Genomic DNA, 12,714 nt, shown 5'->3' with positions numbered 1-12,714 from the left:
CCAGCGTGCCACCGGCCACGGACATCCGCGCGGAGACGGGGATGGACGACGAGGACGGGCGGAGGGATCAGCTCGGGACGTCGCTGATGACGTACTTCGTCTTGCCCCCGGTGTAGGGGAGCGCCTCCACGACCTCGGTCCGGACCGGCACCTCGTCTGCGATCCGGTCGCGGAGCGCGGCGACCGCCGACTCCACCTGCGACCGGGCGTCGGCCCCGTCGCCCAGGACGACGCGGACGACGATCGAGTAGTCGGACTGCTGGTGGATCTGGAACAGCCGCACCGACTCCGGGTGCTCGCCGAACATCCCCATCAGCCGGTGCGCGAGCACCGCGCCGCTGGGCAGGCGGATGAGGTCGGTCGTCCTGCCCTGGGGCTGCTCCATGAGCGGCAGGGCCCGGCCGCACGCGCACGGCTCGGCGCGGAGGATGCCGCGGTCCCCGGTGCGGTAGCGGATCATCGGGAAGACCCGGTTGGCGAGGTCCGTGATGACGAGGTCCCCGAGCTCGCCCGGCGCGGCAGGGCGACCGTCCGCGTCGACGACCTCGATCCGCCGGACGTCGCTGAAGACGTGCAGGCCGTCGCGCCGTTCGCACTCGCCGGCCATCCAGCCGAACTCCGAGCCGCGGTACTCGTCGTACACGGGCGCGCCGAACACCGACTCGAGGCGCGCGCGCACCGGGGCGGTGAGGGGTGCGGCGGTCGTCGCGATCGCGACGGGGGGAGGGATCGTCAGCCCCCGGCTCTCCAGGAAGTCGGCGAACTCCAGCATGGCGCCCACGTAGCCCTCGAACAGGCGGGGACGCACGCGGGTGAGGTCGCGGTGGAAGGCCGTCATCGTCTCGGCGGAGATCAGGCCGGCGTCGAGGTAGCGCTGACGGGTGGGCCACCAGGACACGTCGTTCTTGAGGGTGTCGAGGCGGCCGAAGCTCCACCGCCCGATCCGTGCGAGGTCGTCGTACGGCCGGATGCCCCACCACGAGTACATCCGCCAGCTCAGCGCCAGCGAGGGGACCCGGGCGTCGTGCATCGTCCGCAGCGGCTCGCCCGTGCTCCCTCCGGTCACCGCGGGGCGCACGTTCGCGCCGACGGCCTCCGGCGTCGGGAACTCGGCGCCGTGCTCCTTCACGGTCGCGCGATCGAGGATCGGGAGCTCCTGCCACGCCTCGCGGTCGACGAGTGCCCGCGGGTCCACGCCGCGTTCGCCGTAGACGCGCCGGTAGAACGGCGAGGCGTCCATCGCGAACGCCGCCAGCCGGGCGGCGCGCTGGTCCTGGAGGGCGGCGAGCTCCTCGACGCCCATGCGCTCGTGGGCCAGGAGCTCGCGGTGGAACCGCCCGACGCGGCGGCGGACGGTGGCGGCCTTGAGGTCGAACATCACGCTCTTCAGCGACATGGCTACGCCTCCTCTCGGGGATCGCGCGCGGCCGGGACGGGCCGCGCGTACTCGGGGGTGATGCGGCCGACGGCGCCGAGGATGCGCCCCTGGGCGAACCAGGTGCGGCGGCGCAGGACAGCGTTCGCGGCGACGTCCCGGCGCAGCGCCGCGAGCGCGGCGCCGGTGCCGAACGCCGCCAGCCGCACGACACCGCCGCCGAGCGCCAGCGTCCGGGCGGCGAGCCGGCGCAGGACCGAGCCGTCCCGCGTGAGGATCGCCGTGCGCGCCTGGCCCTGGGAGATCGTCCGGCGGCGGACGAACGCCCGGGTCGCCCGGCTCTCCGGGATCTCGTCGCGCGCGACGGAGTCGGAGGCGGCGGCGATCGTGCCCCCGCGGGCGAGCAGATCGCGCCCGAGCAGCATGTCCTCGCCGCCGACGAGGCCGAGGGTGCGGTCGAACGCGACGCCGAGGCGACGCATCTCCGCCGCGTCGAACAGCACGCTCCCCGTCGACAGCGACGACAGGAGCGTCCCGCTGGGCGGACGGTTCCGGCGCAGGAACCCGCCGGCGGCGATCCACGGATCGGTGCCCTCCGGCCACACGTAACGGACGAAGCCGACCACGGCGGTGGGGCGGACCGCGGTCCACACGTCGACCAGCCCGGCGAGCCATCCCGGCTCGGGCATCACGTCGTCGTCGATCATCACGACCAGCTCGTCCGCCGCCGCGGCGTCGAGGGCCGCCTGCCGGACCGCGGCGATTCCCGGGCGGGCCTCGGCGAGGTACGCGACGCCGGCCTCCTCGGCGACGGGCTCCGCGGAGCGGTCCGGGTCGTTGTCGACCACGAGGATCCTCGTGGGGTGCGCCACGGTCCCGCCCTCGGCGCGCAGGACCTCGATCAGCGGCGGCAGGAGCTCCGTCCGTCGGTACGTCGGGATCGCCAGGAGGATCGGGGGCGGATTCGTCATCGGGTCCTCCGCGGGGTGCGACGTCCGCGGACGCCGCGGGCGCGGACGGCGCGCCGGAACGCCTCCCGGTGCGCGGCCCCGGCCTCCTCCCAGCCGCGGGCGCCGAGGTCGGGCGCCTCGGCGGGCGGCGTGCGGACCCGGTCCGCGAAGGCCAGGAGGTCGTCGGCCGTCAGCTCGTCGTCGAAGACGGTGATCCATCCCGGGCCGACCTCCGCCGACAGCGCGAGGTTGACCTCGGTCCGCGGCACCAGCACCGGTCGGCCCAGGGACAGCGCCGCCAGCACCGTGCCGGAGTTGTGCATGAACCGGTAGGGCAGCACGATCCCCGCGCTGCCCATGACGGCGCGGGCGAAGTCGGGCTCGGTGAGGTAGCGCAGGTCCAGGGCGATGCGCGGATCCGCCTCCGCCCGCCGCCGCACCTCCGCCGCGAGCTCGGGGCTGGACGGGTTTCCGGCCACGCTCAGCCGGAGGTCGGGGGCCTCCTCCGCGGTCGCGGAGAACGCGTCGATGAGGGTCTCCACCCCCTTGTAGCGCCGCACGAGCCCGACGAAGCCCAGCGTGCGCGGCGCGGGCTCGACCGGCGCCACGTCGGCGAACCAGTCGCGGTAGTGGCCGTGCGGGATGAGGGTGCGCGGCAGATCGTCCGGGAGCGCCGTCTGCTCGTTGAGCACGATGCGGTGGTCCGTGCGCCGCTCGATCCACTCCAGGTACCGCCGCTCCCACCCGGACACGTCCTGCGGGAGCTCCACGTTGTGGACGGTGCGCACGACCGCGACCCGGCCGAGCGCGAGGCGTGCGCCGAGGGCGGCGGCGTATGCGCGGCGGGCGAGGCGCTTCACGCCCGTCGCCGTCCCGAACAGCGTCTCCGGCCAGTGGAACTGGAGCACGTCGATCCGGCCGAGGAGGGCGCGCCGGCGGTCGAAGCGCAGATGCTCCACGCCCGGCGTGCGCGCCAGCGCCGCATCCAGCATGTGGATGTACGGGTTGCTCGTCGGCCGTGGTGCGCCGAACGACTGCATGGCGCGAATCGGGCGCGCGGAATCCCCAGAACCGTTCCCCATAACCGCACAGTCTGCCAGCACGCGGGGCTCGGCGCGACGACGAGGCGGCGCCCGGACTCGCGGTCCGGGCCCCGAAGCCCTAGGATCTGCACAGAGCGCGCCACTGGGGAGCGGTGCGCAGGGATCTGGACTGGGGAGCCACGATGACCGATTCGCTTGCCGTCGCCTATCGACGGCTCGCCTCCGCGCAGAAGGGGCACGCGCGCGGGGCACCGGCGTACTCCGTGTACGTCAACCGCCGCCTGGGGCGCGCGCTCGCCGCGTTCGCGTTCCGGGCGGGCTGGACGCCGAACGCCGTCACCGGGATCAGTGCGCTGAACACCGCTGCCGCACTGGTCCTGCTCATCGCGCTTCCGGCGACGGCGTGGACCGGGATCCTCGTCGCCGTCCTGCTCGTGCTCGGCTATGCGTGGGACTCCGCCGACGGGCAGCTCGCGCGTCTCCGCGGCGGCGGGTCGCTGTCCGGCGAATGGCTGGACCACTTCGTCGACGCGGTGAAGATCGCCGCCCTGCATCTGGTGGTCCTCGCGGCGCTCTGGCTGCGCACGCCCGTCGGCGGCACGCCGTGGGCACTGGTCCCGCTGGCCTACAGCGTGATCGCCGTCGTGACGTTCTTCGGCATGCTGCTGAACGATCTGCTCAAGGGCAAGAAGGGCGTCGCGTCCACGCATCGGCGCGGCGGCGGGACGCTCGGCCGGTCGATGCTGCTCCTGCCCACCGACTTCGGGGTGGTCTGCCTGGTCTTCGTGCTGTGGGGGTGGACGACGGGCTTCCTCGTCGCCTACACGGCGCTCGCGGCGGCCTCCGGGGCGTTCCTCGTGCTCGCCGCCGTGCGGTGGTTCCGGGAGATCCGCGCGCTCGACGGCGACGGGGCCTGACGTGCGCGTCCTCCTCTCCTTCCCCTACGCGCTCGGCCGCGTCGGCGTCGGCCGCACGGCGCAGCGCCAGGCCGAGGGGCTGGCCGCGCTCGGCCACGAGGTGTTCGTCGCCGCTCCCCTCGTCGCGGCGGGAGCGGGGCTCGACCCGCGGGTGACGGTCCACGAGACCCTCCGTCTCGCGGGGCGGCGGATCCCCGCGCGGCTCCTCCGAGCGACGGGCGCGCGCGCCGCGATCCACGATCGGCGCGCGGCGCGCTGGCTCCGGCGCTTGCATCGGGACGCCCCGCTCGACGTGCTGCACGCGTGGCCGCTGTCCGGCATCCGGACCATGCGGGCGGCGCGGGAGCGCGGGACGACCGTCGTGCGAGAGGCGCCGAACACGCACACCGGTCACGCCTACGACGTCGTCGAGCAGGAGGCCGCGCGGCTCGGTCTCGGGATCCCGGCCGGGAACTCCCACCGCCGCGACCCTGCGCATCTCGCCGCCGAGCAGCGCGAATGGGAGCTGGCGGACGCGATCCTCGCCCCGTCGGACGCCGTCGCCGCGTCCTTCCTCGACCGCGGGTTCGCGCCCGACCGGGTCGTGCGTCACCGATACGGGTGCGATCCCGGACCCGTCCCGCCTCGCGATGATCCGGACCGTCCGCTGCGAGCCGTCTTCCTCGGGGCGGTCGAGCCGCGAAAGGGCGTGCATCACGCGCTCCGCAGCTGGGCCGACAGCGCCGCGTCCGAGGACGGGACCCTCACGATCGCCGGCCGGTGGATGGACGGCTATCGCGAGCGGCTCGCGGACCTGCGAGGGGCCAGGGGCGTCGTGGAGGCGGGGTTCGTCGAGGACCCGTCGGCGCTCCTCGCGGACGCCGACGTGCTGCTGCTGCCGTCCGTGGAGGAGGGCAGCGCCATCGTGACCTACGAGGCGCAGGCCGCCGGCTGCATCCCGCTCGTGTCGCGGCAGGCCGGGGCGTTCGCGACCGACGGCGTGCACGCGCTGCTGCACGAGGCGGGCGACACAGCGACGCTCACGGCGCATCTCGACCTCCTGCATCGCGACCCGGCCCTGCGGGCCCGGATGCGCGCGGCGTGCCTGGAGGATCGCGACCGGCTCGGGTGGGACGCCGCGGCGACCGCTCTGGCCGACGCGTACGCGGTCGCCGGGCGACGGGCGGTCCGGGCATGAGCGCGCTGCCGGGATTCGCGGTCGTGACCGTGAACTTCGCCTCCGCCGCCCTCCTCGAGGCCAACGCCGCCGCGCTGGATCTCCCGCAGGAGGGCCGCCTGGTGATCGTCGACTGCTTCAGCTCGGCCGAGGAGAGACGACGCGTCGAGGAGGCCGCGCGACGGCTCGGCGCCGATTTCGTCCCGCTGGACGAGAACCGCGGCTACGGCGGCGGGACCAACGCCGGCGCCGCCCATGCGCTCGCCGCCGGTGCCGAGGTCCTCGTGCCGCTCAACCCCGACGCCCGCATCGCCCGGGAGGACCTCGAACGGCTGGTGCGGGAGGCGGTCGGGACGGATGCGCTGGTCTCCCCCCGCATCCGCACGAGCACGGGCCGCAGCTGGTTCGACGGGGCGGACCTGTATCTCGACGACGGCACGACGGCCGGCGCACGCGCGCGGGCGGCGAACGCCGGACGGCCGTCGCGTCCCTGGGCGACGGGGGCGTGCTTCGCCATCGGTGCAGAGCTGTGGCGCCGGGTCGGCGGCTTCGACGAGGAGTACTTCCTCTACTGGGAGGACATCGACCTCTCGCACCGCGTCCTCGACGCCGGCGGCGAGCTGCGGATGTCGGACGCCGAGGTCGTCCACGACGAGGGCGGCACCCATGACGAGGAGCGCCGCGGTCGCGCGAAGTCGTCGACGTACTACTACTTCAACATCCGCAACCGCCTGCTCTACGCCCGTAAGCACCTGGACGCCGCGACCGGAGCGCGCTGGCGGCGCTCGGCGGTGCGGGTCGGCTACGGGGTGCTGCTCCAGGGCGGACGCCGGCAGCTCGTGACGTCGGCCGCGCCGTGGCGCGCCCTGCTGCGCGGCGTCCGGGACGGCCGGCGTCTGCTGCGCACCCCGCCCCCGACGCGGAAGGCGCCGGCGTGACGGGTCGGGCGGATCTCCTCCTGCTGTGCGAGGCGAACGTGTGCCGTTCGCCTCTCGCGGAGCTCGTGATCGCCCGTCGCCTCGGCGGGCACGAGGCGCTCGCGGACGTCGAGGTCGCCAGCGCGGGGGTCCGCGCCGAGGGCGGGCATGCCGTGTGCAGCCGTGTGCGTCGCGTCGAGACCGACCAGGACTGGGCCGACCGGACCTCCGCCCACCGCTCCCGTCCGGTGGACGCGGCCGACCTCGATGCCGCCGCCCTGGTGCTGACGGCGTCCCGCGCCGTGCGCGCGGGCGCGGTGTCCCTGTCGCCCACCGCGCGCCGACGGGTGTTCACCGTGCGCGAGGCGCTGTGGCTCGCCGACGGGATGACGCTCCCGCCGGGAGAGGGCAGGGATGCCGTGACGGCGCTCGCCGAGGCCCTCGACGCACGCCGCGGACTGCGTCCTCTGCCGGGGGCGCGCCGCTCCTTCCTCCGTCGGCGCGACACGGATCCGCTCGACATCCGGGACGGACATGTCCTCGGAGGAGCCGCGCACGAGCAGACCGTCCAGGACGTCGTCGAGACCTCCGGCCGGATCGCCGGGCTCCTGATCGACATATCGGTATCGCCTTAAGGGCGTCGGTGCGGTAAGCTCCGGACAGCGGTCGTGGGGGCCGCTTACTGGGGAACAGAAAACTGGGGACTCTCGTGGACCGTCAAAGGTGCACGCGTCGAGCCGTGCGCTCGTCGTCGGCGTCGATCGCCATCATCATCACCGCGCTCGCCATGCCCGCGCTCGCGGGCTGCTTCGCGGCGCCCGTCTCGGGCGCCGGCGCGACGCCGTCGGCCTCGGCCGAACCGTCGCCGAGCGCCTCGTCCATCCTTCCGCCGGGCGCGGATCCGACGCCGACGGACGGGCCGCTGGAGCCGGCGCCGCTGCCGACGCAGGAGGCTCCGCTGGACCAGCCGATCGCGTTCGACACCGGGGTCACGCTGCGCATCGACACGGTCGAGGCCATCGAGGTCACGGCCGAGACGCCCGGCGAGGTCTCCGGATCGGCGGTGCGGGTCACCGTCACCGCCACCAACGACTCCACCGAGGACCAGACCGTCGAGTCCGCCGTCGTCTCCGTCGTCGCCGCGGACGGCGCGCTCGGGATCGGCACCTCGGCGGGCGAGCCCGATCCGTTCGCCGGCGCCATCGCGCCGGGCGACGCCAAGACCGCCTCGTACGTCTTCATGCTCGACGAGGCCGCGGGTCGCGACGTCGTCGTCTCCGTCAACTACGCCGCCGGTGAACCGGTCGCCGTCTTCACCGGAAAGGTCTCCTGACATGGCGAACACCCGCCGTCCCGGCCTCCGCACCGCCCTGGGCGGCCTCGTGGCCGCCGCCCTCGCGCTGGGCGCCCTCGCCTCCGCACCGACGGCCGCCTCCGCGATCGAGCCCGTCCCGACGACCAAGGCACCGTTCGAGCAGCGCAACGGCGACGTGGCGACGGCCGATCCGCAGCCGACCGTGCAGATCGACTCCGGCTACGTCTGGGCGCAGGCGACGATCGGGAACGCCGTCTACGCCGTGGGCAGCTTCTCGAACGCGCGGGCGCCCCAGGCGGACCCCGGCACGCAGCTGACGCCGCGGGCCAACGTCCTCGCTTACGACATCACGACCGGCGACCTGCTGCCCTTCGCGCCGCAGGTCAACGGGGTGGTGAAGGCGGTCGCCGCATCGCCGGACGGGAGCCGGATCTACATCGGGGGGTCCTTCAACCAGGTCAACGGACAGGCGCGCTGGGGGCTGGCGGCGCTCGACGCCCGCACCGGCGAGCTCGTGCCCGGCTTCTCTCCCGCCGTCGGCGGCACCGGGGTCTTCGGCATCGCGGTGACGGCGGACTCGGTCTACGTCGCGGGATCCTTCACCCAGGCCAACGGCGTGGCCCGCAAGAACCTCGCCGCGTTCGCCTCCTCGAACGGGGCTCTGCGATCCTGGGCGCCCACGACCGATCTCCAGTCCGACGCGATCGTCGTCGAGCCGGGCGGGGCGCACATCGTCGCCGCCGGGCGCTTCGGCACCGTCAACGGCGTGACCCAGCGCGGACTCGTCGCGCTGGACCCGACGACCGGAGGCATCGACACCGGCTGGCTGGCGCCGAAGACGGTGAAGAACGGCGTCTCGTCGGGGACGTCCGCGGGCAAGGCCGGGATCTTCACGCTGGCCACGGACGACAGCGCCGTCTACGGCACCGGCTGGGTGTACGCGACCGCGGACGTCGGGAACCTGGAGGGCGTCTTCGCCGCCAACGCGGGGACCGGGTCGGTCCGGTGGGTCTCGGACTGCCACGGCGACCACTACGGCGTGTACTCGACGGGCAAGACCGTCTACGCCACCTCGCACACGCACGCGTGCGAGACCACGAACCTGTGGCCGGAGCAGAACCCCCGCGCCTATCGTTACATCGAGGCCTACACGACCGACGCGCGCGGCACGCTGACCCGCAGCGAGAGCGCGGGCAGCCTTTACGCCGACTGGAGCGGGACCCCCTCGCCGTCGGCCTACGCGTGGTATCCCGACTTCACCGTGGGCACCGCGTCGGGGCTCGGTCAGGCTGGCCTGTCGATCACCGGTTCCGGGGACTACATCTCGGTCGCCGGCGAGTTCACGAGCGTGAACAACCAGCGCTTCCAGGGCATCGTGCGCTTCTCCACGAAGCCGGCGACCGGCGCGAAGCAGGGCCCGCGGCTGTCGGGCTCCTCGTGGACCGCGACCGGAGCGACGAGCGGCCCGGGACGCACCCGGGTGACCGTCCCGCTGAACTGGGACCGCGACGACCGGGACCTCACCTACGAGCTCCTGCGCGAGGGCGTCGCCGAGCCGGTGGCGCGCAAGACCATGCCGTCGGGGTGGTGGATGACCGGAAGCGTATCGCTCGACGACGCCGGCCTCACGGCCGGGGCGAGCTACACCTACACCGTGCGCGCCGTCGACGGGGACGGCAACGCCGTCACCAGCTCGAGCACCACCGCGGCGGCGGGGGCCGGCGTCTCGTCGCCGTACGCGGACATGGTCCTCAACGACGGCGCCGAGCTGTACTACCCGCTCGGGAACGACACCAAGGACTGGGCGGGGACGAACCCGCCGCTGTTCGGCACGGGGGCGACGAGCACCTCGCCCGGCGCGGTGGCGGGTGTCACCGGCGAGCGCGCGACCAAGCTGAGCGGGACCTCCAGCGGCCGCGTCAGCAGCACGAACGCGCGGACCGCGGACAACGACTTCTCCGTGGAGCTGTGGTTCAAGACGAACACGACCCGGGGCGGCAAGCTCATCGGGTTCGGCAACTCCCGGACGTCCTCGTCCTCCCAGTACGACCGCCACGTGTACATGCAGAACAACGGCCGCCTCACGTTCGGCGTCTACCCGGGCAGCACGGCGACCATCAGCTCGACCGCGTCCTACAACGACAACGCGTGGCATCACCTCGTGGCCTCGCAGAGCGCGGCGGGCATGGCGCTCTACGTGGACGGCAAGCTCGTCGCGCAGAACGCCGCGGTGACCACCGGTGACGTGTACTCGGGATACTGGCGGATCGGAGGCGACACCCTGTCGAGCTGGCCGAATGCCCCGAGCTCGGCGTACTTCGCCGGCACCGTCGACGAGGTGGCGGTGTACGCCACCGCGCTGACCGCCTCGCAGGTCTCGACCCACCGGGCGACCGGGCTCGCGATGACGGCGCCGACGGCGGCCTTCACGCCCACGGCGCAGGATCTCGGGCTGAGCGTCGATGCGTCGGCGTCGCAGCCCGGGGACGGCTCGCCGATCACCTCCTACTCGTGGGCGTGGGGCGACGGCACGGCGAACGGCACCGGCGCCACGGCGACGCACACGTACGCCGCGCCGGGGGAGTACACCGTGACTCTCACGGTCACGGACCAGCGCGGGCTCACCGGGACGGTCTCGCAGAAGGTGGTCGCCAAGGCGCCGAACGTGCCGCCGACCGCGTCGGCGACCGTGTCCGCCACGGGGCTCACCGTCGCCGCCGACGGAACCGGATCGACCGACACCGACGGCCAGGTCGTCGGCTACGACTGGGACTGGGGCGACGACACCGGGCACGGCACCGGCGCGTCGGCGACGCACGCCTACGCGGCGCCTGGCGACTACACCGTCACCCTGACCGTCACGGACGACCGCGGCGGGGTGGCCACGAAGGCCGTCCCGGTCACGGTGACGCACGCCGATCCGGTCGCCTCGTTCGCGCTCGCCGCGGAGGCGCTGACCGTGTCCGCGGACGCTTCCGGCTCCTCGGCTTCGGACGGCGCGACGCTCGGGTTCGCATGGGACTGGGGTGACGGGGAGACCTCCGAGGGCGTCACCGCCCAGCACGCCTACGCCGCACCGGGTGCGTACACCGTGACGCTGACCGTCACGGACTCGATCGGCGCCGCGGCGACCAAGACCCGGGACGTCACGGTCGAGGATCGCGTCTTCGCCGTCCGCGACGACTTCGAGCGCTCGGTCCCCTCGGGATGGGGAGCCGCCGAGGTGGGCGGGACCTACTCGGCCATGTACGGGTCGGCGACGAACGGCTCGGTCTCGGGCGGACGCGGCGTGCTGACCCTGCCTGCGGGGCAGACGCGCAACATGGCGCTGGCGTCGACGCCGCTCACCAACGCCGTGATCGACGTGTCCTACTCGCTCGACCAGGCGCCCTCCACGGGCGGATCGTACGTCGGGGTAGCCGCTCGCCAGTCCGCGAACGCCGACTACCTGACGCGGGTCTGGCAGCGCTCCGATGGCACGCTGTGGCTGGTGATCCAGCGCAGCGGCACGATCCTCGCCACGAAGGCGCTCGGCACGCCGTGGGCCGCGGGGGACGTCTTCCGCCTCCGGGTGGAGGTCTCCGGGACCTCGCCGACGACGATCTCGGCGAAGACCTGGAAGGACGGCGCGGCGGAGCCGGGGTCATGGCAGATCACCGCGACCGACTCCACCGCGGCGCTGCAGCAGGCCGGGTGGATCAGCCTGCACGCGTCCCGCGGGGGCGCCGCCACGACGACCGGCGCGTTCTCCTTCGACGGGCTCCGCGTGGTCGACACCACTCCGGCGCCGAACCAGCCGCCCGTCGCCGCGATGACGGCGACGGCGACGGGGCTCACGGTCGCGGCGGACGGTTCGGGATCCACCGATCCCGACGGGTCGATCGCGTCCTTCGCCTGGAACTGGGGCGACGGATCCCCGGACGGCTCCGGTGCCGCCGCCACGCACGACTACGCGGCGGCGGGGACCTACACGGTCACGCTGACGGTCACGGACGACAAGGGCGCGACGGCCACGGCCGCCCAGGCCGTCACGGTCGCCGCGGCCGAGGAGCCGCCGGGCAACCAGCCGCCGGTCGCGGCCTTCACCGCGACGGCGGCGGGGCTCACGGCGACCGTCGACGGCTCCGGGTCCACCGACGCGGACGGCACCGTCGCCGCGTACGCCTGGGATTGGGGCGACGGCACCCCCGCGGACGCGGGAGCGACGGCGACGCATGCCTACGCGGCGGCGGGCACCTACACGGTGACGCTCACGGTGACCGACGACAAGGGAGCGACGGGGACCACGACGCAGGAGGTCACGGTCTCCGACGAGGACCCGAACCCGGCGGGGAGCCCGATCGCGTCCGACGACTTCGGCCGGACGACGCCGACCGGATGGGGGACCGCCGACCTCGGCGGCGCCTGGAGCGTGCTCTACGGCTCCGCCGCCGCGGCCTCGGTGGCGGACGGCGTCGGAAAGGTCTCCCTCGCCCCCGGCGACACGCGCAACCTCATGCTGAACGGCGTCTCGCTGCACGACGTGGAGCTGACGGCGGACATCGGCAGCGACGCGGCGCCGGGCACCGGTTCCGGATACGCCGGGCTCGTCGCCCGCGCCAGCGCCACGGACAACTACACGGTCCGCCTGTGGCTGCACACCGACGCCAGCGTGTGGGTCGTCGTCCAGAGGGGATCCACGGTGCTGACCGCCCAGCGCGTCCCGGGGCTGATCCGCGCCGCCGGCGATGTGTTCTCGCTCAAGGTTCAGGTGACCGGTGGCGCGTCGACCGCCGTCTCCGCCAAGGTCTGGCGAGCGGGCACGGAGGAGCCGGCGGGCTGGCAGGCCACCGCGACGGACGCCGCAGGCCTGGACGCCGCCGGGACCGTCGGCGTGCACACCAACCGCTCCGGAGCGGCCACGACCCTCTCGCTGATCACGGTCGACAACCTCCGGGTCACGGATCTCGGGTGAGCCTATCCGCCGCGGGCCGTCGGCCCGGCGGCGGATAGGCTCGGGCTGATGTCGGAGCGCACGGGGCTGGAGCACGCCATGGTGCCG

The 12,714-nt window shown here is 74.1% G+C and carries 9 protein-coding genes; 6 read left to right on the top strand and 3 right to left on the bottom strand.

What is annotated here, in order from left to right:
• Positions 1-67: 67 nt before the first annotated feature.
• The 3 genes from V6R91_RS31875 to V6R91_RS31865 are packed head-to-tail and all read right to left on the bottom strand — an operon-like array spanning position 68 to position 3,365.
• The gene (locus V6R91_RS31875) at positions 68-1,396 is read right to left on the bottom strand and encodes a phenylacetate--CoA ligase family protein (protein ID WP_336398694.1); all 1,329 of its coding nucleotides are present in this window, start codon (positions 1,394-1,396) and stop codon (positions 68-70) included.
• Between the two features lie 2 nt (positions 1,397-1,398).
• Positions 1,399-2,346: a glycosyltransferase gene (locus V6R91_RS31870; RefSeq protein WP_336398693.1), complete on the bottom strand. Its 948-nt coding sequence runs from the start codon at positions 2,344-2,346 to the stop codon at positions 1,399-1,401.
• Positions 2,343-3,365, bottom strand: coding sequence for a glycosyltransferase (locus tag V6R91_RS31865; RefSeq protein WP_271059938.1), 1,023 nt, complete (start codon positions 3,363-3,365; stop codon positions 2,343-2,345). The genes V6R91_RS31870 and V6R91_RS31865 overlap by 4 nt, the downstream gene beginning before the upstream one ends.
• Before the next feature lie 185 nt (positions 3,366-3,550).
• Between V6R91_RS31865 and V6R91_RS31860 the strand changes: the two genes are divergently transcribed.
• The 6 genes from V6R91_RS31860 (at position 3,551) to V6R91_RS31835 (ending at position 12,627) form a co-directional block, all read left to right on the top strand.
• Positions 3,551-4,285, top strand: coding sequence for a CDP-alcohol phosphatidyltransferase family protein (locus tag V6R91_RS31860; RefSeq protein ID WP_336398692.1), 735 nt, complete (start codon positions 3,551-3,553; stop codon positions 4,283-4,285).
• Between the two features lies 1 nt (position 4,286).
• Positions 4,287-5,462: a glycosyltransferase gene (locus V6R91_RS31855; RefSeq protein WP_336398691.1), complete on the top strand. Its 1,176-nt coding sequence runs from the start codon at positions 4,287-4,289 to the stop codon at positions 5,460-5,462.
• Positions 5,459-6,379 (top strand): glycosyltransferase family 2 protein, encoded by a 921-nt coding sequence (locus V6R91_RS31850; protein WP_336398690.1) that lies wholly within the window; start codon positions 5,459-5,461, stop codon positions 6,377-6,379. The genes V6R91_RS31855 and V6R91_RS31850 overlap by 4 nt, the downstream gene beginning before the upstream one ends.
• Positions 6,376-6,993 carry an arsenate reductase/protein-tyrosine-phosphatase family protein gene (locus V6R91_RS31845; RefSeq protein ID WP_336398689.1) on the top strand — a complete coding sequence of 206 codons (618 nt, stop codon included), beginning with the start codon at positions 6,376-6,378 and terminating at the stop codon, positions 6,991-6,993. Before V6R91_RS31850 ends, V6R91_RS31845 begins: the two co-directional genes overlap by 4 nt.
• A 104-nt stretch (positions 6,994-7,097) precedes the next feature.
• The gene (locus tag V6R91_RS31840; protein WP_271060697.1) at positions 7,098-7,691 is read left to right on the top strand and encodes a hypothetical protein; all 594 of its coding nucleotides are present in this window, start codon (positions 7,098-7,100) and stop codon (positions 7,689-7,691) included.
• 1 nt (position 7,692) lies between these two features.
• Positions 7,693-12,627 (top strand): PKD domain-containing protein, encoded by a 4,935-nt coding sequence (locus tag V6R91_RS31835; RefSeq protein WP_336398688.1) that lies wholly within the window; start codon positions 7,693-7,695, stop codon positions 12,625-12,627.
• Positions 12,628-12,714 lie beyond the last annotated feature (87 nt).

The sequence above is a fragment of the Microbacterium sp. CCNWLW41 genome (assembly GCF_037083505.1).
This window is presented reverse-complemented; position numbering and strand designations above follow the sequence as displayed.

Bases quoted from the DNA above. Each gene is read 5' to 3' on its own strand.
- V6R91_RS31835 (WP_336398688.1), top strand. From the start codon at position 7,693: ATGGCGAACACCCGCCGTCCCGGCCTCCGCACCGCCCTGGGCGGCCTC.
- V6R91_RS31870 (WP_336398693.1), bottom strand. From the start codon at position 2,346: ATGACGAATCCGCCCCCGATCCTCCTGGCGATCCCGACGTACCGACGG.
- V6R91_RS31865 (WP_271059938.1), bottom strand. From the start codon at position 3,365: ATGCAGTCGTTCGGCGCACCACGGCCGACGAGCAACCCGTACATCCAC.
- V6R91_RS31875 (WP_336398694.1), bottom strand. From the start codon at position 1,396: ATGTCGCTGAAGAGCGTGATGTTCGACCTCAAGGCCGCCACCGTCCGC.
- V6R91_RS31860 (WP_336398692.1), top strand. From the start codon at position 3,551: ATGACCGATTCGCTTGCCGTCGCCTATCGACGGCTCGCCTCCGCGCAG.
- V6R91_RS31850 (WP_336398690.1), top strand. From the start codon at position 5,459: ATGAGCGCGCTGCCGGGATTCGCGGTCGTGACCGTGAACTTCGCCTCC.